The 22,905-nt window shown below is 34.1% G+C and carries 13 protein-coding genes; 8 read left to right on the forward strand and 5 right to left on the reverse strand.

Annotated features, from left to right (window positions below):
- Positions 1–42 precede the first annotated feature (42 nt).
- The 5 genes from V1468_RS05450 to V1468_RS05470 all read right to left on the reverse strand — a co-directional run bounded on the left by V1468_RS05450 (position 43) and on the right by V1468_RS05470 (position 9,105).
- Positions 43–1,671 (reverse strand): G-D-S-L family lipolytic protein, encoded by a 1,629-nt coding sequence (locus tag V1468_RS05450; protein ID WP_331809213.1) that lies wholly within the window; start codon positions 1,669–1,671, stop codon positions 43–45.
- A gap of 17 nt (positions 1,672–1,688) precedes the next feature.
- Positions 1,689–4,469 carry a TonB-dependent receptor gene (locus V1468_RS05455; protein ID WP_331809214.1) on the reverse strand — a complete coding sequence of 927 codons (2,781 nt, stop codon included), beginning with the start codon at positions 4,467–4,469 and terminating at the stop codon, positions 1,689–1,691.
- A 172-nt stretch (positions 4,470–4,641) separates the two neighbouring features.
- The gene (gene glmS, locus V1468_RS05460; protein WP_331809215.1) at positions 4,642–6,489 is read right to left on the reverse strand and encodes a glutamine--fructose-6-phosphate transaminase (isomerizing); all 1,848 of its coding nucleotides are present in this window, start codon (positions 6,487–6,489) and stop codon (positions 4,642–4,644) included.
- 40 nt (positions 6,490–6,529) lie between these two features.
- A complete protein-coding gene (locus V1468_RS05465; protein WP_331809216.1) occupies positions 6,530–8,284 on the reverse strand; it encodes a DUF4270 domain-containing protein in 1,755 nt (584 codons plus the stop codon).
- Between the two features lie 8 nt (positions 8,285–8,292).
- Positions 8,293–9,105: a glycogen/starch synthase gene (locus V1468_RS05470; RefSeq protein WP_331809217.1), complete on the reverse strand. Its 813-nt coding sequence runs from the start codon at positions 9,103–9,105 to the stop codon at positions 8,293–8,295.
- 111 nt (positions 9,106–9,216) lie between these two features.
- On the opposite strand from V1468_RS05470, the gene panC reads away from it, so the two are divergent.
- The 8 genes from panC to V1468_RS05510 all read left to right on the forward strand — a co-directional run bounded on the left by panC (position 9,217) and on the right by V1468_RS05510 (position 22,850).
- Complete coding sequence (panC, locus tag V1468_RS05475) at positions 9,217–10,068, forward strand: pantoate--beta-alanine ligase (protein ID WP_331809218.1); 852 nt, start codon at positions 9,217–9,219, stop codon at positions 10,066–10,068.
- Positions 10,069–10,081: 13 nt separating this feature from the next.
- Positions 10,082–10,432, forward strand: coding sequence for an aspartate 1-decarboxylase (gene panD / locus V1468_RS05480; RefSeq protein ID WP_278004459.1), 351 nt, complete (start codon positions 10,082–10,084; stop codon positions 10,430–10,432).
- Positions 10,433–10,438: 6 nt separating this feature from the next.
- Positions 10,439–11,398 (forward strand): lysylphosphatidylglycerol synthase transmembrane domain-containing protein, encoded by a 960-nt coding sequence (locus tag V1468_RS05485; protein ID WP_331809219.1) that lies wholly within the window; start codon positions 10,439–10,441, stop codon positions 11,396–11,398.
- A 44-nt stretch (positions 11,399–11,442) separates the two neighbouring features.
- Entirely contained in the window at positions 11,443–12,588 is a 1,146-nt protein-coding gene (locus V1468_RS05490) for an alpha/beta hydrolase (protein ID WP_331809220.1), read from the forward strand.
- Between the two features lie 12 nt (positions 12,589–12,600).
- Positions 12,601–13,959 carry an alpha/beta hydrolase-fold protein gene (locus V1468_RS05495; RefSeq protein ID WP_331809221.1) on the forward strand — a complete coding sequence of 453 codons (1,359 nt, stop codon included), beginning with the start codon at positions 12,601–12,603 and terminating at the stop codon, positions 13,957–13,959.
- A 13-nt stretch (positions 13,960–13,972) separates the two neighbouring features.
- Positions 13,973–15,334 carry a DNA repair protein RadA gene (gene radA / locus V1468_RS05500; protein WP_331809222.1) on the forward strand — a complete coding sequence of 454 codons (1,362 nt, stop codon included), beginning with the start codon at positions 13,973–13,975 and terminating at the stop codon, positions 15,332–15,334.
- 213 nt (positions 15,335–15,547) lie between these two features.
- A complete protein-coding gene (locus V1468_RS05505) occupies positions 15,548–21,010 on the forward strand; it encodes a LamG-like jellyroll fold domain-containing protein (protein WP_331809223.1) in 5,463 nt (1,820 codons plus the stop codon).
- Positions 21,011–21,323: 313 nt separating this feature from the next.
- Positions 21,324–22,850 (forward strand): GEVED domain-containing protein, encoded by a 1,527-nt coding sequence (locus V1468_RS05510; RefSeq protein WP_331809224.1) that lies wholly within the window; start codon positions 21,324–21,326, stop codon positions 22,848–22,850.
- Positions 22,851–22,905 lie beyond the last annotated feature (55 nt).

Genomic DNA, 22,905 nt, shown 5'->3' on the forward strand with positions numbered 1-22,905 from the left:
ACTCGAACAGAGTGCGTTTTTATGCTCATGGTAAAATATTTTTTATTGTAATGTTGCCGAGTAACTTGTTGGAAAATCAACAGCTTTTGCCATGTTTCCTGAAGCCTCAAAATTAGAGCCATAAGTTGCATCAATAGCCTGTAAAAATCTATTAGCCATTAAAGCATAGCCTCTTGCTGTTAAGTGTACACCATCTAAACTTACCAGACCACCAAAAACAAGGTCTGTGTTTAAATTATAGTCATCAAACATAATTCCTGAGGTTGAAGCTTGCTCCAATATTGAGTTTAGATCAACCAATGCTAAATTATTTGAGCTGGCTACATTAGAAATTGTAGAATTATACGCTTGAGTTGCGGTAGCAATTTCAGCTTGTTCTGATGGTAACAAGACCCATTTATCATCTAATGGATATGTAATTCCTTCAACAGAAAACTGACCAGCAAGAGTAGCTGGTATTCCTTGCGATGTTAAAAACGTATAGAAATCTGAGTTTACAGTACCTATGACAGAGCTACTAGGTAAAACTAATAAATCTTCTGTAGTTGCTTGTCTCGTTTGTCCATATGTAGAACCTAATAGATTTGCTACTAATGGTGCTGCTGCTGCTGGCAATCCTAAAGATTGAATAAAAGACGGGAATGTAGGGCTAGCATTAAATGCAGCTGTCATTTGAGCTGATATATCTACCAAACTTTCATCCTTAATAACAACAGGGCTAGCTGAATTCTCTGAGAAAACAATGGCTCTGTCTGGTTGCCCAAGAGCTTCATAAACTAAATTTATTTGTCCAAAAATTCCATTTAATGTAGGAATCAAAGGTCCAAAAGTCTCATTAGTTGGATCTAGCGGATCGTGAGGTACGGTTGTGAAATGTGATAAACTTGTAATGTTAGGTAAGTTACCAATAACACCTTTAGCACCAGTAGAGGTTAAACCAGCAACAAGAGCATTAAGAGATGCATTAAAGGTTGCAGTATCGGTTATTGGGTTTGACCCATCACCTCCAGACAACGCATAACCTAAAACATCATTTCCTCCAACTTCAGAAATTGAAAAGAATGTTGGGTTTTGAGCCATAGCTAGCTCTAAAATACTAGCATTAGGTGCATTACCTGTTACACGAACAGCGTAAGGATTAGCTGCCGTAGGGAAATTGGCCAAATTACCATAACCAGGAGCTACTAAATGAAAGCTTTTTGCACCAGGAATTCCTAAGTTGTTGAATGGACCTGTTGGATTATTCAATGCTATATCTGTTGAAACGGTAACTGGTCCGACAACAGCCTCAAGAGGAACTGGGCCAGCTCCGCCAAATACTAATCTAGGGTCAGTTATTCTCATTCCACCAACAGCTAAACCACCAAAATTATCATTCATTAAAGGTTGCGTAAATGTACCTCCTCCAATATTAGCAAATTTATTAGCCATTATGTTTGGAAAGGAATTCTCTTGACTAGCAATAAAAAGGGCATTGTCTGTAAAACCAGCTGTGAAAGAAGCACCAATTGAAACAAAGTTTGAAAAATCTGCTGATCCTGCAGTTAATTCTGGCAATGGTTCAGAGTCAAAGCTATTTCTGTCTCTTAAATCTTCTACTAGTTCGTTTTCACAAGCTACCATACCCAAGGTTAGTAGTGATAGAGTGATATATTTTATTTTTTTCATCATAATTTTCTTTTCCGTTATTATAAATTATTAATAGTCCAAGACACGTAATATTGAGAACCGATAAAACCTGTGCCAAATGCAGTAAAGTATTCGTCCTGTAATAAATTAGTGGCACCCGCTTTGAAAGTAGATTTTAAGCTAGGTACTCTAAAGTTGATTTGTGCATCAAGAACATTAAAAGAAGGTACATCTCCGTCACCAAAAGACGCTTCCCAGAAATAATTATCACTCCATCTCCAAGACACATTAAAACCAAAGTTTTTGAATAGTTCTGTTTTACCAAAAGATGCTTTTACTTTATGTTCTGGTGTGTTGAAGTTAGTTCTAAAATCAGGATTTTGTTTTACATCAAAATCTAATTTAGAGTAAGTATAGTTTGCGCTTATGTCAAAATCATCAAATACTTTTGCAGAAACTTGAATTGCTGCACCATAGGAACTTACAGTTTCGTCTGAGTTTGTGTATGTTTGATAAGCTTGAAAATCACCACTTGCAATTGCCGCTACAGCTAATGGCGTACCATCTGGTAATGTTTGAGTTAGTTCTACATCACCATAAAAAGGAGCGATTACAGTTTCGTTAGCCAGGAAGTCTTTGTATTGGTTATAGTACGCAGAAGCATCTATGATTATACCATCTAATTTACCACGATAACCAACTTCGATTGAACTTACTTGTTCTGGTTTTGCTAAGTTAGAATTTCCTATAACTAGATCTGCTGGGTTTCCGGTATTAGCAAATCCGTCTGAAACAGATGATGCTAAGAATGAATTATTATATGCACCAGTACCATCAAAATCAATGTTTGTCTGACCAGTGATAGCTGTCCCAGTTGTGCTAAGGTCGTAATTTCTTATATCTCTTGTTGGGTTATCTGAAGCACCACCTATTAAGATAGCTCTACCAACATCTAATCCAATATATAAATCTTGTGTTGTTGGGTTTCTAAATCCTGTTTGGAACGAAGCTCTTATGTTGTGGTCTTGATTGATTGTAAAACCTGCCGATAGTCTAGGTGAGAAAAATCCATCAAATAATTCTGATTTATCATATCTTAAAGAACCTGTAAGTTTTAATTCTACACTTTCAGATAATTCTAAAGATCGTTGTAATTGTGTATAAACACCCACTTCAGAATAGTTAATTGGGCCGTCATTATCTGTGTAAATTGTTCCAAAAGAATTTAAACGGTATCTCCTGTATGATCCACCAACTTGGATTTCAGCAAAGTCTACTAAGTCTCCAAAATTGTAATTGGCATCTGCATGATATATTTTTGAATTGTCTTGGAATTTAGATCCTGTAGTTAAGTCAGGGTCATTCGTAATTCTGTTAAACGCAGCTTGAAATTCTGGTGTACCAGGTATGAGTCTACCTGTATCAGCCACAGCTCTTGCTGCTGCATGTTTTTCCGCTTCTGTTAAACCTTGCGGGTTTCCGGAAAGCTCAATGCCAGCATAGGTTTGAATATAATCACCAAACCAATCAGCATCACTTTTCCATGAACGATTAATATTAATACCTGTAAAAACCATATCGTAAGAATCACCAGCTTTATCTTCGGTTACGTAACCCCTTACGAAGAAGTTGTCATTTCTAATTTCAAGTTTGTGTTGTTGTAAGAAAAAGTTTTTGATATTATATCTGTTAGCTCCTTGGTAAATAGTATTACCAGAGCCTACTTTACCTACATATTGGATTTCGAAATCATTTTCCCACGGGCGGAAGTAAAGTCCCCAATCAGCTTTAATACTTTCTGCATTATAGTTGGTTAAATCCCTTTCATTGTAACCTGTTCTACTAACTTCTACATCAGGGATAATACCAAGACCTGAAGCGTCTCTAATATTTGTAGACACTTCATCACCATATACATTAATTCCGTCATAGTCTGTGTCAGATCTACTTAACCCTCGATTGAGTTTGTCAGCTTCATTAATAGCAAACCAATCAGTTCCTTTTAGATAACCAAAATTAACTTTAGCGGCAAATTTTTCACTGAATTTATATCCCATTCTAATACCTAAATCTGTATAGTCATTATCTCCTGCTGCTTCTTGAGATGTAATTCCTCTTTTAAGGTATCCGCTTATGCCTTGATGATCAAAAGGGTTCTTACTGCGCATGAATAATATACCATTAAAAGCATTTGCACCATATAATGCCGAAGCAGCACCAGGTAGTAACTCTACACTTTGTACATCGGTTTCAGTCATACCTATTAAATTTCCAAGCGGGAAATTAAAGATCGGGGCAGTGTTGTCCATACCATCTACCAATTGCATAAAACGTGTATTAGCGAATGTAGCAAAACCTCTTGTGTTTATGGATTTAAAGGTTAAACTGTTAGTGTTTATGTCAACGCCTTTAAGATTTTCTAAACCATCATAAAAATCTATTGAAGCCGTATTTTTAATTTCTTTTAGTCCAAAACGCTCTACTGTAACAGGAGATTCAAAAATACGCTCTGGTGTACGAGAAGCAGAAATAACAACTTCATCCAATGAGTTGCCTTCTTTGAGAGTGACATCAACAGTTTGTTCATTACTAGTTATCTCGATAGTTTGAGCTTCAAAACCTGTATAACTTACACGAATTGAAAATGGTGGGTTTTGATCTACAGATAAGGTGTAGTTGCCATCAAAATCCGAAACGGTACCAGTGCTGGTGCCTACTATTACAATATTAGCACCAGGTAAGGGTAACCCAGTGTCATCAGAAATTTTACCTTTTACTGTGGTCTGAGCAAAAGATGTCACACAAAAAAGTAATGTAAAAAGCTTTAAGATTGTCTTCATTTTAGAGAATTAGTTAATTTATTCGATGCCAATTTAAATAAATATATGAAAATTAGGTAAGAATTTCTCAAAAAATTATGCGTGCATAGTAATATTTAGAAAATTGAAAGCCTTAAAATTGCGAAATTCACAATTTTAAGGCTTATTTTAAATAATTTTAAATTCTAATAATCTATTCCACCGTAACAGATTTTGCAAGATTTCGAGGTTGATCTACATTCTTGTTTAACATTACTGCAATATGATATGACAGTAACTGTAAAGGAATTGTGGTTAAAAGTGGTGTAAGACATTCGATAGTTTCTGGTACCTCTATAACGTGGTCGGCTAATTCTTTTACACTTTGATCACCTTTGGTAACTATACCAATGATTTTACCTTTTCTAGATTTTATTTCTTGGATGTTGCTTACAACCTTTTCATAGTGCCCTTTTTTTGTTGCGATAACAACTACAGGCATTTGCTCATCAATTAAAGCAATAGGCCCATGTTTCATCTCTGCAGCTGGATAACCCTCTGCATGGATATAAGAAATCTCTTTTAGTTTTAATGCTCCTTCTAAAGCTACAGGGAAGTTGTATCCTCTTCCTAGATATAAGAAGTTTTTGGCATCTTTGTATATATCTGCTATAGTTTCAACATAGCCATCAGATTCAAGAGCTTCTTTTACTTTACTTGGTATAGTTTCTAGCTCAATTAAATGGTGTCTAAATTCAGAACTTGATATAGTTCCTTTTGCTCTAGCTAATCGTAAAGCTATCAGTGTTAATACCGTAATTTGAGTGGTAAATGCCTTTGTAGAAGCCACACCGATTTCTGGCCCAGCGTGCGTGTACGCACCAGCATCTGTTTCTCTGGCAATTGAAGATCCTACAACATTACATACTCCAAAAACAAAAGCTCCTTTTGATTTTGCTAATTTAATTGCAGCTAGCGTGTCTGCAGTTTCTCCAGATTGAGAGATGGCAATAACAATATCTTTTTCAGTAATAACAGGGTTTCTGTATCTAAATTCTGAAGCATATTCAACTTCTACTGGTATTCTAGCTAGATCCTCAAAAATGTATTCTGAAACCAAACCTGCATGCCAAGAGGTACCACAAGCAACAACAATGATTCTGTCTGCTGCTAGGAATTTCTTCATGTTGTCTTCAACACCAGCAAGTTTTATTACTGCCTCAGAACTGAGGAGTCTTCCTCTAAAAGTATCTAATATAGCTTCCGGTTGTTCGTATATTTCTTTAAGCATAAAGTGGTCATAGCCACCTTTTTCTATTTGCTCAAGATTTAATTGAAGTTCTTGAACATAAGGGTCTACAAGTGAATCCCCTTTAATCTTTCTTACCTTAATATCTTTGCCTCTTCTAATAATAGCCATCTGTTCATCTTCGAGATAAACAGCATTTTTGGTAAACTCTATGAATGGAGAAGCGTCACTGGCAATAAAAAATTCATCTTCTCCAATACCTATAGCTAATGGACTACCAAGTTTAGCTACTACAATTTCGTTTGGTTTGTTCTTATCAAAAACCGCTATTGCATATGCTCCAATAACTTGGTTTAAGGCGATTTGAACGGCTTTACCAAGTTTAATATTTTCATTTTTCTTTACATCTTCAATAAGATTTACTAAAACCTCGGTATCAGTATCTGATTTAAATGTATAGCCACGTTTAATGAGCTCCTTTTTTAGAGAATCATAATTCTCTATAATTCCGTTGTGAATTATAACTAAATCACCAGAATTTGAATAATGTGGATGCGAATTTACGTCATTTGGAACACCATGAGTAGCCCATCGTGTGTGACCAATGCCTAAGGTGCCGCTAGTCGAAATTTCATTTTCTAATTTTTCTTTGAGATCAGATACTTTCCCTTTTGTTTTTGAGAGTTTTATGTCTGTACCGTCATAAAGTGCAATACCAGCACTATCATAACCACGATACTCTAATCTTTGAAGTCCTTTTATTACAATAGGATAAGCCTCTCTATGACCAATATATCCGACTATTCCACACATAGATTAATTTTAAATACTTTGATTATTGTTGGTTTGATAACTACTCGTCATCACAGTCTTCATCTAGACATGTATAATATATTTCTAAATATACTCTTTTACTTTCATCTGCAGTATTATTTCCATGTAAAACTGTTCCTCTAGGTGATAAGACTGAACTTATTGGAACTGTTAATTCTGAGCCGTCATTGGTTTGAACTTGTTGTTGAACGAGCTCTTCCAGATTAACATTTAAAGAAACAGAAATGCCTAGCTCAACATTTGTGGAATCATTAATAAGTAAATTGTTAATATGTTCTGTGATTCTGAACTTGTATTTTATTCCTTCGCCTGTTGATTCATCTCCTTCGCGTTGTAGTGGACCTAAATGATTATATTTTGAAAAATAAGGTAGGCTATTATTAGTTACGTCTACAAAAAAGTCTGTTAGTGGAATTTGGTTCTCAACATCGTAAATATATAAACGGTCTGGCTCTCTTTCTGGTCCGTATAAACCTGATTGACTTAAATAGTCTTGGTCTACATAAAATACTAAATTGGCCTCATTAACCAATCGCTTAATACTTTTAAATTTTCCGTTTTCGGTTTCAACAAATTTATTTTTCCAGTCTTCAAAGGTGTTCATTGTATCATCATCGTCATCTATATTCTCGCCATTAAATAATTTGATTTTAGCAACAGAGCCTTCTCCACCCTTTAAAAACAGCCTTTCGTCTCCAGTATTTTCATTTCCATTAGGAATTGATACATTAAAATTATTTTCTAAAAAATTAATTTTATTACCACTAAAGTTTAGTTCGAAATTTTGTCTTTCTTCTGTAATTATATCTTCTCCGTCATCATCTTGGGTTATTGTAGTGGTCCTATAATAGATGGTAATATTTGCATTTGATGAGTTTGTGTTTAGAATAAGATAGCTTCCGTCATTATTTACAGCCTCTGCCTTAAAATAAAGTCCTCTAAAATATTCTGAAAAATTGTTAGCATTACTTAATACAGCTTCTCCTTCTTTGTCAATTATTTTTTCTTGCCAAAACTGATGGTCTAATTTTAATCTAATACCAGGAGGTGCATATGTTGTTGTAGTGGTATCTTCTTCTCCGTCTTCGCCTTCTATAGTCTGAGTTAATATAAAACCTTGTTTGTTAATATTTATGTTTCCTAATGAGTTAAGAGATACGTGATCAACATCGTTAGGGTTGTCTATAAAAATTAATTCTGTTCCCTCAAGTGGAGCAATTGCCTCTGAGGTCGAGGCTGTTTTATTTGAGAAATAAGCTTGTGCTTCATTGAATTCTGCACTTGGATCAAAATCTCTTAAGAAATAATTATTCTCATAGATACTTAATTTTATTGGACTGTAGGAGCTGCCTTCTGGAAAAATAGAGTCTACATTGTAGGTTATGTTGTTGTCTTCGTCAATGTCAGTAACTCCTGAAAAATACGGAAGAGTTAAAACAACAGAATCTATCTGTAATTCATTTGCATTACCAAGAAAAGTTGGTGAGTAAGAAGACAAACCAACTTGAGATACAAAGCTAGATGTTACTCTACCGTAAATGTCGTCATATAACCCAAGTGTACTAAGACCTATACCATTATTAGTTTGAACTGGTCCTAAAGTGTTGGAGTATGTAATGACATCATAATTGTTGTTTAAAATATCAAAATTAGTTGCTACACCGCTATTTAAAACGTCAGACTCTAAATTATTAAAATCGCTATCACAAGCTATAAAACTCATTACGATTAATGCAAGAACAGCAAAGTTAAGGGCAAGTTTATTCTTCTTCATAAATATAATTAACTGTTTAGTACAGCTTCTTTGTAAAATTCAGTATAAGGATCGGCAAATTCTTCAATAGAATGAAAATCTAATACAGGTTTTTCTAAATCATTAATGTAGCTGTCTAATGCTTCTGGTAATTCTTCAGAGCCTCTAATTACAGCATCAGAGTTGTCTATTGCAACTTTCATTAGGTTAATGTAATCTGGTTTTTCTAATGGTTTTATAACATCTTCTTCCAAACCATCAAATTTCACCTTATCTATCATACCTTTATCTAACGTGCCTTCAAAGTTTTGATTGTATACAGAGGTAACTATTTTACTTTCTGTAAATAAAGGTTCTGTTTTATAAAATTCTTTAAGGTATAATGGTAATAATGACGCCAACCATCCGTTTACATGAATTATGTCTGGTGCCCAGTTTAATTTTTTCACAGTTTCTATAACTCCTTTAGCGAAGAAAATAGCACGCTCATCATTATCTGGAAAAAGTTTTCCGTCCTCGTCTGTTAAAGTTGCCTTTCTTTTAAAGTATTCTTCATTGTCAATAAAGTAGACTTGAATGCGCTCTTTTGGTATAGAAGCAACTTTAATGATTAATGGCATGTCTAAATCATTAATAACTAGGTTGATACCTGAGAGTCTAATTACTTCATGTAATTGATGCCTTCTCTCGTTAATATTACCAAAGCGTGGCATAAATATTCGTATTTGCCCTCCTTGTTTGTTTACCATTCTAGGAGCTTCAAATGACATTGAAGAAATCTCTGTTTCTGGTAAATATGGAACTACTTCCGAGGACACATACAATATTCGTTTATCTTTCATAAAATCTTCTGCTTTTGTAAATTAAGAGTAAAAAACATGCAAAATTACAAAAATTTGTGCAGATTGCCAGTAAAATATTATGTTTGCACGCGTTAATTTTTTGTTACTAAAGTGAAAGTTTTTCATAATAAATCTCAATTATCTAAAATTATAGATGGTTTTAAAGCCAAAAACAGAGCTATTGGTTTTGTGCCAACTATGGGAGCACTCCACGAAGGTCACTTATCTTTAGTTGAGAAGGCGTTATCCGAAAACAATGTTGCTGTAGTTAGTGTCTTTGTAAATCCGACCCAATTTGACAACCAAGAAGATTTAGTGAAGTACCCTAGAACTTTGGAGGCAGATGTGGCTTTGTTAAAGACAGTAAGTGACGACAAAATTATTGTTTATGCACCTACAGTGGATGATATTTATGGAGACGATGTAAAATCACAGTCTTTTAAGTTTGATGGTCTTGAAAATGAAATGGAAGGTGCTTTTAGAGATGGCCACTTTGACGGAGTAGGTACTATTGTGAAGCGATTATTTGAAATTATTAAGCCTAATAGAGCCTATTTTGGAGAGAAAGACTTTCAGCAATTACAGATTATAAAGAAGCTTGTAGAATTAAATCATATGCCAGTAAAGGTTATAGGATGCCCAATTCATAGAGCAGATGATGGTTTGGCTATGAGCTCTAGAAATACGAGGTTGACAGAAAATCATCGTAAGGTGGCTCCATTTATTTATGAAACATTAAAGTCTGCCAAAATTAAGTTTGGCACAAAAAGTGCTAAAAATGTAACGGAATGGGTTGAAAAGCAATTTAAGAAACAGCCTTTGTTAGAGCTAGAATATTTTATTATTGCAGACACAGACACCTTAAAACCAGTAAAAAGAAAATCAACAAAAAAGACATACAGAGCGTTTATTGCTGCTTATGCTGGTGATATAAGACTTATAGATAATATCGCCTTAAATTAATTATCTTTGCCTCATGCAAATTCAAGTTGTAAAATCTAAGATTCATCGTGTAAAATGTACAGGAGCAGACCTAAATTACATTGGTAGTATAACTATTGATGAGGATTTAATGGATGCTGCAAATATTATACAAGGAGAAAAAGTTCAAATTGTTAATAATAATAATGGTGAGCGTCTAGAAACCTATTGTATTCCTGGGCCTAGAAACAGTGGTGAAATTACATTAAATGGTGCCGCAGCACGTAAGGTAGCTGTTGGAGATATTCTAATTTTAATTACTTATGCTTTTATGGATATTGAAGAAGCTAAAGTTTTTAAACCATCTTTAGTGTTTCCAAATGAAGCTAACAATCTTCTAAAGTAATATTGTTTGAGCAAACTCAAGTCCATCCTAAAAGTTATTATACCCTTGCTCTTAGGTGTGGTTTTGGTGTGGTATTCATTGTCTCAAATATCAATTTCAAAGCTAATTCAGTATTTTAAGAATGCTAACTATTTTTGGATAGTCACTGGTATAATCTGTGGTGTATTAAGTCATTTGTCTAGAGCGCATCGTTGGCTTTTTATGGCAGAGCCTTTGGGCTATAAACCAAAGTTAGTAAATAGCATTATGTCTGTATACTCAGCTTATCTAATAAACTTAACGATACCTAGAGCAGGTGAAGTGGCAAGGGCTTCAATTTTAACAAATTATGAAGGGATACAGTTTGAAAAAGGTTTTGGAACAATAGTTGCTGAGCGTGTTGCAGACACCATAATGCTTTTTTTAATTATAGGTTTAGCTTTGGTGCTAGAATTTGACTTTATTTATAGCTTTTTTGCCAATAAGTTTAATTCTTCAACATTAATATTTGGAGCGTTAATCTTGTTGGGCTTGGCAGTTTTAATATATCTCTTTATTATTCGAAGTAGCTCAAAAATTGCTTTAAAAATCAAAGAATTTATTGGTGGTTTGGTAGAAGGTGTGCTTAGTATCTTTAAAATGAAGAAAAAATGGCCTTTTATTTTGCACACCATTTTTATTTGGGTAATGTATTTGTCTATGTTTTATATTACCACATTTGCATTGCCAGAAATAGCGAATATTCCCTTAGCTGCAATTTTAATAGGATTTATTTTAGCAAGTTTTAGTATTGCAGCAACCAATGGTGGCATTGGTTCTTTTCCGGAAGCTATAGTAATAGCCTTTAGTTTATTTAGTGTAGCCGAAGATCCAAGTAGAGCTTTTGGTTGGATAATGTGGTCTACGCAAACTATAATAATCATTATACTTGGAGGATTTTCTTTAATCTATCTCCCAATCTACAATAGAAAGAAAGTAGGTATATAGAAATATTTTTTACCTTGCTTTAACTTTTAAGATCACAACCTACTATGAAGCAATTCTTCAATATTCTTTTTCTTACATGTGTTTTTTTTAACGGTATTGCACAAGGTGAAATGGAAACAGTACACTCAGGCCAATTAAATAGTCCAAGAGAGTTAAAAATTCAATTACCTAGAAATTACGATTCAAAAGCAGAGCGTGTTTATCCTCTAATTATTGTTTTAGATGGAGACTACCTTTTTGAACCAGTTGCAGGTAATGTAGATTATCAAGCATATTGGGAAGATATACCAGAGTGTTTTGTTGTGGGTGTTAACCAAGAAATATATAGAAGCACAGACTTTGAGTATGATGATGCAGGCAATCTTACAGAAAATGGTGAAAAATTCTATATGTTTTTAGCAAAAGAATTAATTCCTTATTTAGAAAGTAAATATAGAGTGTCTGCCTTTAAAGTTGTTGTGGGCCATGATGAAGGTGCTAATTTTATTAATAATTTTCTTTTAAAAAATAAAGATTTATTTAGAGCTTATATTAGTTTAAGCCCAGATTTAGAAGAAGGTGTTGTAGATAAAATCAAACCACAACTTGCAAGTTTAGAAGAGGAAACCTTCTATTATCTAGCTACAGGAAGTGAGGATTTTAAAGCGATAAAATCAGAAGTGGTAGAGTGTGATGCAAAACTAAAAACTGTAGAAAACGAGAAGTTAAAGTATACATTTCACAACTTTGATGATGCTAATCACTATTCTTTAGTAGGTATGGGTATACCAAAGGCATTAACGAAAATTTTCACTCTCTATAAGCCAATAGATGGCAAAGAATACAGAGAAAAAATACTAACCTACGAAGGGTCACCTTACGACTACCTTATAAAAAAGTACGATGATATTAAATACTTCTATGGGTTTAAAAAACAACTTACAGAAAACGATATTAGAGCTATTGCTGCGGCTTCCAAGAAAAAAGATGACCTAACATCTTTAGAAAATCTTGCTCTATTAGTAAAAGAAGAGTACCCAAAATCAATGTTAAGCGCATATTATATGGGTATGTACTATGAGAAAGAAGGTAGTCTTAGTAAAGCACTATTACAATATAAGTCTGGTTTAATGCTAGAGCCTTCTCAATATATTGATAAAGAAATGATGTTAGATAAGATGTATCAAATTCAAGATGAATTAAAAAACTAAAACGAAACAGAAATGATAACAATACTTAAAAATTCTGAAATGTTTTATAATAAAAAACCAAACTTCATTTCGTTTACAAAAACCGTTATAATAGTACTTATATTGCTTATAGGCTTACCGCTTTTTGCGCAGATTAGTTACAAAGAAATTAACTCATCTAATCTTAATAGTGTAAGAAAACTAAAAATAAAATTACCTAAAAATTATGATCCATCGTCAGAGGTTATGTATCCTTTAATCATTGTTTTTGATGGCGATTATTTATTTGAGCCTATTGCTGGTCAAGTAGATTTTCAAACCTACTTTGACGATATGCCAGGCTCAATAGTAGTCGGTGTGGTACAAGGTAGTGATAGACGGTATGATGGCTATTGTGATGAAGTTACAGGTTTGCCAAAAGAATCAGGTTTAAGATTTCACAATTTTGTATCTCAAGAATTAATTCCTTTTTTAGAAGAACGATATAACCTTAGTAAATTTAAAATAGCAGTTGGGCACGACTTAATGGGTAATTTTATCAATTCTTTCCTGTTTAAAGAGGATCCGTTGTTTAACGCTTATGTATGTATAAGTCCCGATTTATCTGGTACTGTTAGAGATTATTTAGGCGAGCGTTTAGAGTTTTTTAAAGATGATATTTTTTACTACATGGCAACATCAGATAAGGATTTGCCATATATAAGGGAAGCTGTCTTAAGTGCCAATGAGCAAATTTCTGCGGTAAAAAATCAGTATTTAACTTATTATTTCGATGATTTTGAAAACGAAACACATTATACTCTAGTAAATAGTGCAATAGCAAGATCTTTTGATAAAATTTTTGAGCTATACAAACCACTTCGTGAAAAAGAATTAGAAGAGAAAGTAATCCCTTATGAAGGAACTTTAGATGATTATCTGGTAGAGCGTTATGATAGAATTGAAGATCTTTTTGGTATAGTAAAGCCTATAAAAGAAGAAGAGTTTGAAAAAATAAGGAAAGCTGCAGCAGAGCGTGAAGATTTAGAATCTTTAGAGGCAATAGGTAAGCTTGCAAAAAAGTTATATCCAGAGTCTGTTTTAGGCAGTCATTATTTAGCTATGTATGCAGAAAAAAATGAAGACACAAAAAAAGCCATTAAGCATTACGAAGACGCTTTAGAGCTAGAAGAAACACAACTTATAACTATAGACTATATAACTTCAAAATTAGAAGAGCTTAATGGTACTATTGAGTTGATGGAATTAGAAAAAGAGATTGAAAAAGAAGAGCGTAAACTAGCAAAGCAAAAAGAAAAGGAAGAAAAAGAGGCCGCAAAAGAGGCTGCTAAGGCAGAAAAAGAACAGAAAGCTAAAGCCGAGAAAGAAAACAAAGAAAAGGAGGGTAATTAAGCAGAGAAATTTAATGGCTAAAGTTAAAACAACATTTTTTTGTCAGAACTGCGGTGCACAATATGCCAAGTGGCAAGGACAATGTACTTCTTGTAAGGAGTGGAATACCATTGCAGAAGAAGTCATTCAAAAACCAGAAAAAAGTAGCTGGAAAACAGCTTCTTCATCAACCTCAAAGCGAGTGTCAAAACCACTAAAGATTAATGAGATTGATACAGCACAAGAAGCAAGATTAAACATGCAAGATGCAGAGTTTAATCGTGTATTAGGTGGTGGGATGGTACAAGGGTCCTTAACGCTATTAGGTGGTGAGCCTGGCATTGGTAAAAGTACATTGTTGCTTCAAATAGCGTTGAGCTTGCCTTATAAAACCCTTTATGTCTCTGGGGAAGAAAGCCAGAAACAAATAAAAATGCGAGCAGAGCGTATTAATCCTCAAGAGAACAACTGTTACATTCTTACAGAAACCAAAACTCAAAACATCTTCAAGCAAATAGAGGCTGTAGAGCCAGACTTGGTGATTATAGATTCTATACAAACCTTACATAGCGATTATATAGAATCCTCAGCAGGAAGCATTTCACAAATAAAAGAATGTACTACAGAACTCATAAAGTTTGCCAAAGAAACAGCAACTCCAGTGCTCTTAATTGGTCATATAACCAAAGATGGGCACATTGCTGGTCCTAAGATTTTGGAGCATATGGTAGATACGGTTTTGCAGTTTGAAGGAGATAGAAATTATGTGTTTAGAATTTTGAGAGCTCATAAAAATAGGTTTGGTTCAACAAACGAACTTGGTATCTACGAAATGCAAGGCTCTGGTTTACGTGAGGTTTCAAACCCATCAGAAATACTTATCTCAGAAAAAGATGGGGAATTATCTGGTAATGCAATTGCTGCTACTTTAGAAGGTTTAAGACCTTTAATGATAGAAGTGCAGGCTTTGGTGAGTACAGCAGTTTATGGTACACCACAAAGATCAGCTACTGGTTTTAATGCCAAACGATTAAACATGCTATTGGCTGTTTTAGAAAAACGTGCAGGTTTTAGACTGGGTGCTAAAGATGTTTTCTTAAATATTACAGGTGGTATTTCTGTTGATGACCCAGCTATAGATTTAGCGGTGGTAGCTTCAATTTTGTCTTCTAATGAAGATGTAGCCTTGCCTAGCGATTATTGTTTTGCAGCAGAAGTTGGATTGTCTGGCGAAATAAGACCAGTACAACGTGTGGAGCAACGCATACTTGAAGCTGAAAAATTGGGCTTTTCAACAATTTTTGTATCTAAATACAATAAAATAAGTTTAAAGCATACGTCTATAAAAATTCAGTTAATATCTAAAATTGAAGACTTAGTAAATATATTAGTCTGATTTGTAGTGTTTTATGATTTATTTTTCCTACAAACAAAACACTTAATCGGATAAATAATGCTTTTTATCGACAAAAAATGCCGATTTTATTAGAATTTCATCTTTTTTATTCCTATAATTGTTCCCATAATTGAAGAATTTATATTTTTTTGTTTATTAAAAGGATAGTCCTCTCCCTCAAGTATCTCATCCTTATTGCTATTATCTTGACCTATGAAAACTGCTAAAAATCAATTAGTTTGGTTATTGTCGCTGTTTTGTGCCCTAACCTTTCTAAAGTTAAATGCTCAGTACTGCACACCAGTAAATATTAATAACTACAATACCAACTACATTTCTAATGTTTCAATTGGTACGATTAATAAAAGTAGTGGTGGCCCTACCGGATCATATAATTATTATTCAAATGTGTCGCCGACAGACATAACTGCAGGAGAAACATTGACAGGTACTGTTAAAGTGAAAATTGATGGCTGGAATACAAATGTTAATACTGTAGTGATTTGGCTTAATTTTAATGAAGAAGATGATGATTTTGAAGATAGTGGAGAGCGCTTCTTATTCACTTTCCAAGATACTAATAGTACTGGAGGAAAGAAAAACATAACTGTACCTATTAGTATTCCTATTCCTTCTAATGTTCAAAATGGTCTGGCAAGAATGCGCGTTGGCATGAGAACAGGAAGCGGAACATCCTTTACATCTTGTGATTATGGTTGGGAAGCAGGTGAGGTGGAAGATTATGACGTTAATTTTGTTGGAGGTGGTGGATCATCTACCGAAACAGCACCTTTGTTTTGTGAACCTGCCAATATTAATAATTACAATACACTTTATATCTCAAATGTTTCTTTAGCAGGAATTGATAACAGTAGTTCTGGCTCTACAGGAAGCTACACATATTATTCAGGTATTGCGGCATCAGATATTCCTACGGGTGAAACTTTAACAGGTAGTATAAATGTTACTTTAAATGGATGGAACACAAATGTCAATACAGTTGCAGTTTGGTTAAATTTTAATGAAAGTTCTGATAACGATTATGAGGATGCTGGAGAAAGATTCTTGTTTACATTTCAGGATACAAATAATGTTGGTGGAAATAAAACGGTAACCGTGCCAATTAGTATACCTGTACCGAATACAGCAGATGAGGTTTTGTCAAAAATGCGAGTAGCTGTAAGAGGTGGAAGTGATACAAATTTTACATCATGTGATTTTCAGTGGGTAAATGGAGAGGTAGAAGATTATCTAATAAATTTTGGGTCTTCATCTTCATCAAGTGATCCAGATATTGCTCTATTTGGTAATAACAATTCAATCTCTAATGGAGATACCTCAACTATTGATTCAAATTTTACAGACTTTGGAACTTACGATGTTTACTCAGGTGCAATTCAAAGAGTATTCGAAATTACTAATGAAGGTGAGTCAGATTTAACATTGACTACTCCGTATGTGTCGATAAGTGGATCTTCAGACTTTTCTATAATTAGTCAACCATCACAAGTGGTGTTAGCTAATGGAGAATCTACAAGTTTCGTTATAGAATTTGATCCATCTTCCACAACAGTTGTTTTTGCAGAAGTGTCTGTTCAGTCAAATGATCCTGATGAAAATCCATTTACATTTACGATAAAAGGTGAGGGACGTAACACGTTTCCAGATACTGATGGAGATGGTGTTCCGAATATAGTTGATTTAGATGATGACAACGATGGAGTTTTAGATAGTGTAGAAAGCTCTTTGTGCAATGCAAACCCTTTGTCTACTACAACAGATGTAATGTTCTTAAATGAAACATTTGGCGCTGGTATAGACAGAGTAGAAATAAATGGTAATTATTTTGGTGTAACAACATCGTATTGTTACGAAGATGGCACAGGTTCTTGTTCTTCTTCATATAATTCAACAAGTGTTAATGACGGAGATTATACAGTACACCATACCATTACTAATAATAATAATGTGAATGATGGAATAGATGTAGATATAGCAAGCTGGGCAGAAGATTATTGGTATGCTGGTGAGGATCATACTCCAGGAGATACTAATGGTAGAATGGCAATTTTTAATGCAACCGAAGAACCAGGTGTATTTTATAGCCAGTCTATTGTTGGTGCTACACCTAATGTGCCTGTTCAATTTGGATTTTATGCTATAAATATTGATAGAGATGATGCGCCAGACGTAACTTCTAGAATTAGACCAGAGGTTGTAATTACGATTTACGACCCTAATGGAAATGTTATAACCTCAGAGACTTCAGGTTTAATAGAACCAACAAGTCCTGCTGGAGATTGGGTTGAAGTAAGTGCAAGTTTTACGACTACTTATTCTGAATTTACTGTAGAATTGAGTAATGCTAATTTAGGTGGTATCGGAAACGACTTAGCTATAGACGATATTTTTGTAAAACAAACTTTGTGTGATTTAGATGGTGATGGAGTAGCAGATATTTTTGATCTAGATAATGACAATGACGGTATTCCTAATGTTGTTGAATTAGGACTTATAGATGATAATTTTGATGCTACAGTTTATAACGACTCAACAAATCCTTGGTCTGATACTAACCAAAATGGAGTGCATGATGCATACGAGAATGTAAACCCTATTGATTCTGACGGAGATGGAGTGCCAAATTATTTAGATTTAGATAGTGATAATGATGGTGTTTTTGATTCTGTAGAATACGATGGTTTAGGAGATATTGATGTTAATGGAGACGGAGCAGGTGATGGTAGAGACTACATTGATGCTTCTACAGATACAATAGATAATAATCAGGATGGAGATGGCATACTTCATTTGTTAGATAATAATACAGGTCACCATGGAACTTCAAGCTATTCGATTCCTTTAGATTCAGATGGTGATGGCATACCAGACTATCTAGATTTATTTAGCAACGATGCTAGTAATAATATCTCTAACGGTAGCGATATTAGCAATACTATTTATTGGTATCTAGATGATAATAATGATGGTTTGTTAGATGGTTCTACCGATACAGATGCAGATGGGATATTGGATAGTTTTGATACAAACAGTACTGTTTTTGGGTCGCCAAGAGACATAGAAAATGGCTCGTTGAGTTTAAGCTTTGATGGACGAAACGATTACATAGAAGAAGCGTCTAATGTTGTAGAAGGTTTAACTAAAGTAACGCAAATGGCATGGGTGAAGATTGACCAAGATTTTAGTTCTACAGGAGCAATTATGGGTCAGAGAAACTTTCGGGTTTTTGTGAATGCTTCTAGGAAAGTTAGACTAAAAATGTTTAGTAATGCTCAAATTCAAGTACCTTCTTCTGCAAAACTTGAGTATAATAAATGGACGCACGTTACTGCGGTTTATGATGGTGAGGCTTCAGAAGAAAGACTAAAGATATACATTAACGGAGAAAAAGTAGCTTCAGGTAATAATGCTTCTGGTAGCATTCCAGTTTCTGCGGAAGATACTTATAGAATAGGAAGAAAGCCTTTTGACTCCGGTCAACAACAGTATTTTAAAGGGGAAATAGATGAGGTTAGAGTTTTTAATACCAGTTTATCAGAGGATGAAATTCAAAAGATTGTCTATCAAGAATTAGATGAGAGTCAAAACTTTAATAGAGGTAAAATAATACCTAAAGATATTTCTGCTAATAATATTGGGAACAACCTTATTCGATATTACAGAATGGATACTTTTAAAGATGATATTTTAGATAATAAAGTAACACCTTCTATAGACGTAAATTCTGGTGCAGTAATTTATAATATTAAAAATTTATGTAATCAATCTGCGCCATTACCTTATAGTACAATACAAAATGGAGATTGGACTTCTGTAGATACTTGGACACACGGAGATGTGTGGGATATAACAGATTTAAATAGTGTTAAAGATTGGAGTATTGTAGAAATAGATAATGAGATCAACCTATCAGCGTCATATACAAGTTCTGGTTTAATAATTAATGAAAATGGTATTTTAAATGTTGAAGAGGATAATGTAATAAACAATACTTGGTTGCTTAGCCTCAAAGGGGTATTAGACCTAAAAGGAGACTCACAATTGCTTCAAAGTATAAAAAGTGATTTAGTCACATCTTCTAACGGAAAAATAAAAAGAAGACAAGAGGGAGCTTCAAGTGCCTATTGGTATAACTATTGGTCATCTCCTGTTGGTTCTATGAGTGCTACAGCATATTCAGATAATAACTTAGAAACCAATAACTCAAATAACTCAGGGTTTAAATTAAATATGCTGAAAAAAGGTGATGGTTCTAGTTTTCAATTTACTAATTCTTACAATCAAACAGGAAAAATAAGTAGATATTGGTTGTATACGTATATCAATGGAGTGACATACTACGATTGGCAATCCTTTAATGAAAATGATACTATTGGAGTTGGTATAGGATATACACAAAAAGGTACCGGAGTTGCGGACTCAGAGCAGCAGTATATTTTTGAAGGCAAACCAAATAATGGTACTATAGTAATTCCTGTAGTAGATTCTGGAGGTGATGGTTCAGTTCCCGCAGTTTCCAAAACGGATTATTTGTTAGGAAATCCTTATCCATCAGCATTAGATATCCATAGATTTATAAATGATAATGAAGGTGTTATAGATGGTACATTGCAACTGTGGCAACAATGGAGTGGAAGTTCTCATATATTAAATGACTACAATGGAGGTTATGCGCAAGTTAATAAGCTTGGAGCTGTAAGGGCTTATCAGTTTGTTGGTGTAGAAGGAGATTCTAATGGAAACCAAGATGGTACCAAAACACCATCTCGATATCTGCCAGTATCTCAAGGCTTTATTGTAGAGATTGTGGCAGATGGTAATGTTGTTTTTAATAATAATCAACGTGTATTTGTTAAAGAATCGGATGCAGATGGTTCATACAACTCGGGTTCTGTATTTTTTAGAGGTAACCCTAACTCATCGGAAGCTATAGCAAAAACAACCGTAAACTCTAATGAAGCTCTTATGCAAAAAATGCGATTAGAGTTTAATTCTGTTGACGGACCACAAACCAGAAGAGAATTGTTACTTGGTTTTAGTAGTGATACCTCAGATGATTATGATTATGGATATGATGCTAAAAATGCTGGATTTAATGATTCTGATTTAGCAACTGTATTAGACGGCGAGCTTATGGCTATACAGGCGTTTGCAGAAGTTACTGTAGATAAAGTTGTTCCGCTAGTATTGAGGTCATCAGGAGATCATAACTATACTATAAAGTTAACTGAGTTAGAAAATTTTGATGAAGATCAAGAAATATATTTAAGAGATAATCTTACTAATGAGTATTATGATTTAAGAAATGATCAACCTTACGAATTTTATACTCAAAATGGTGAGTATAACAATCGTCTAGAAATAGTTTTTCAAAACCCATCAAATACACTCTCTCAAATAGATGAAGAACTACAGTCATTAAAGCTTTACTATTCTAGTGGTAGAGAAAGACTTGTGGTTTTAAATCCAAATTCCGAACAATTAAAGGGTATAAATGTTATAGATGTTTCAGGTAAAATAGTGCATTCATTTTCAGATATAACTAGCCAGTCTTATAATGAGTTTAATTTACCAAACTTAAGTACAGGTGTGTATGTCGTTCAATTGATTACGGAAAACAATCTCAATCTTAGTAAGAAAATTATAATCAATTAGTTAAAATCGAAGGTCGTTTATGTAAAGTAAACGACCTTTTTGTTTCAGGAGAAAAAAGGGCTGTTTTTACAATTTACTAGGCTAATTTTCGATGATTTTTTTAAAAATTAGGTAAAAGTCTGAAATTAAAGGTGTTATTCGTTGAGTAATTCTCAATAAATCAGAGTTTTTTTGCGAAAAATTTATTGAAAATCAGAAATAGGTATTTAATCGGAAAAAATTAACAGGTTAACGTGTTTTCCTAAGGCTTAAAGTGTTAAAATTACAATCGATTACATATTTTTGTTTCATCCCTCACTAAATCGCTTAGCCTATGAAAAAGAATTATATTTTCTATATAAGGACAGTTATTCTGCTGTTCTCTTTTCTTACTTTTTTTAAAACCAACGCACAGTGTACACCTTCTGGGATGGTAAACTGGAATAACTTTGGAATAAGTAATTTCACCATTACAGGTGACGCTGCCTCTACAATAAATAATAATAGTGTTGCCGAAGGTCAATACTCAGATCATACAGCATTATCAGTTGATGTTACGGCAGGAAACACATATGCGTTTTCAGCTACAAATACCAAAGAAACTTGGGGAGACCTTAAAATGCGTTTCTGGATTGATTATGATGGAACAGGAAATTATGTGGAAGTATATGACTCTGGTGGTTATGTAAATAACGGAACCGCTTCGCAAACCTTTACTGGAAATATAACTATTGATTTTGGTGCGTTAACGGGTTCCGCTGTTTTAAGGATTGCGGCTTCATATTGTTCCTCATGCAGTGGTAATGAAGGTGTGATGTCATCAGATGCATGTAATTTTACATATAGAGCAGAAGTTGAAGATTATACTCTTAATATTACGGGTGCAACTATTTTAGACCCTTTTACGAGAGATGATTCTCTTACTGTGATTAAAAATAGTACGTCAGGTGTATCTAATCAGGTAGATGTAAGTGCTAATGACAATATTGGAACTTCTGATGGTACTGACGGAGACGACTATGCTCTGAATACTGCACCTACAAACGGAACTGTAACTGAAGTTTCTGACGGTGTTTTTGAATACATACCAAACGCAGATTTTATGGGCTCTGATAGCTTTACATATAATTTATGCGATGCTAATAACGATTGTGATACCGCTACAGTTAATGTAGTGGTTAACTTGGGGCATTGTGAGCCAACAAGTGTTTCTGGTGGTACGCATTACATAACTAATTTTACTATAGCGGGAGATACTAATACTATAAATAATACTTCGGGAGATGATGGAGGTTATGCAAGCTATTTAGATCTAACGCCAGCAGACTTTACAAGAAATACATCTTACACAGGGTCTATAACTGTTAATGGAGGTAATATGGGTTGGTCTATATATATTGATTATAATCAAAATGGATCATTTTTAGATGCTGGAGAATTAGTTGGAGATATTGGTGGTGAAGGTTTAACAGATTTAACCTTCACAGTACCCAATGGTGCATTACTTGGTAATACGGTAATGAGAGTTGGAGCAAGAAGATACTATTCTTCTAACCAACCTTGTGGTAATGGAGCTGAGCCTGAAGAATTCGAAGATTATCAAGTTGAAATACTGAATGATGCTACAACACAAGATATTCAGTTATTAGGTAATGGAAATAGTATTGCTTTTGGTGCAGTAACCACTTCAACCAATAACTTTACAGACTTTGGTATATATGATATTAACTCTGGTGCATTACAAAGAACCTTCGAAATTACAAATGATGGTGTTTTGGATTTAACCTTAACGTCACCTTATGTAACGCTTGCTGGCTCAGCCGACTTTACTGTTGTTAGCAACCAGCATCTACAGTCTTAGCTCCTTATGAGTCTACAACATTTGTTTTAGCATTCAATCCATCTACAATTGGAAC

The organism is Winogradskyella poriferorum, from assembly GCF_036553625.1.
GTDB lineage: Bacteria > Bacteroidota > Bacteroidia > Flavobacteriales > Flavobacteriaceae > Winogradskyella > Winogradskyella poriferorum.

What these genes read in the sequence shown, in the direction of transcription:
- V1468_RS05450 (WP_331809213.1), bottom strand. Translation starts at nt 1,671, where the DNA reads ATGATGAAAAAAATAAAATATATCACTCTATCACTACTAACCTTGGGT.
- V1468_RS05455 (WP_331809214.1), bottom strand. Translation starts at nt 4,469, where the DNA reads ATGAAGACAATCTTAAAGCTTTTTACATTACTTTTTTGTGTGACATCT.
- glmS (WP_331809215.1), bottom strand. Translation starts at nt 6,489, where the DNA reads ATGTGTGGAATAGTCGGATATATTGGTCATAGAGAGGCTTATCCTATT.
- V1468_RS05465 (WP_331809216.1), bottom strand. Translation starts at nt 8,284, where the DNA reads ATGAAGAAGAATAAACTTGCCCTTAACTTTGCTGTTCTTGCATTAATC.
- V1468_RS05470 (WP_331809217.1), bottom strand. Translation starts at nt 9,105, where the DNA reads ATGAAAGATAAACGAATATTGTATGTGTCCTCGGAAGTAGTTCCATAT.
- panD (WP_278004459.1), top strand. Translation starts at nt 10,082, where the DNA reads ATGCAAATTCAAGTTGTAAAATCTAAGATTCATCGTGTAAAATGTACA.
- V1468_RS05490 (WP_331809220.1), top strand. Translation starts at nt 11,443, where the DNA reads ATGAAGCAATTCTTCAATATTCTTTTTCTTACATGTGTTTTTTTTAAC.
- V1468_RS05495 (WP_331809221.1), top strand. Translation starts at nt 12,601, where the DNA reads ATGATAACAATACTTAAAAATTCTGAAATGTTTTATAATAAAAAACCA.
- radA (WP_331809222.1), top strand. Translation starts at nt 13,973, where the DNA reads ATGGCTAAAGTTAAAACAACATTTTTTTGTCAGAACTGCGGTGCACAA.
- V1468_RS05505 (WP_331809223.1), top strand. Translation starts at nt 15,548, where the DNA reads ATGAAAACTGCTAAAAATCAATTAGTTTGGTTATTGTCGCTGTTTTGT.
- V1468_RS05510 (WP_331809224.1), top strand. Translation starts at nt 21,324, where the DNA reads ATGAAAAAGAATTATATTTTCTATATAAGGACAGTTATTCTGCTGTTC.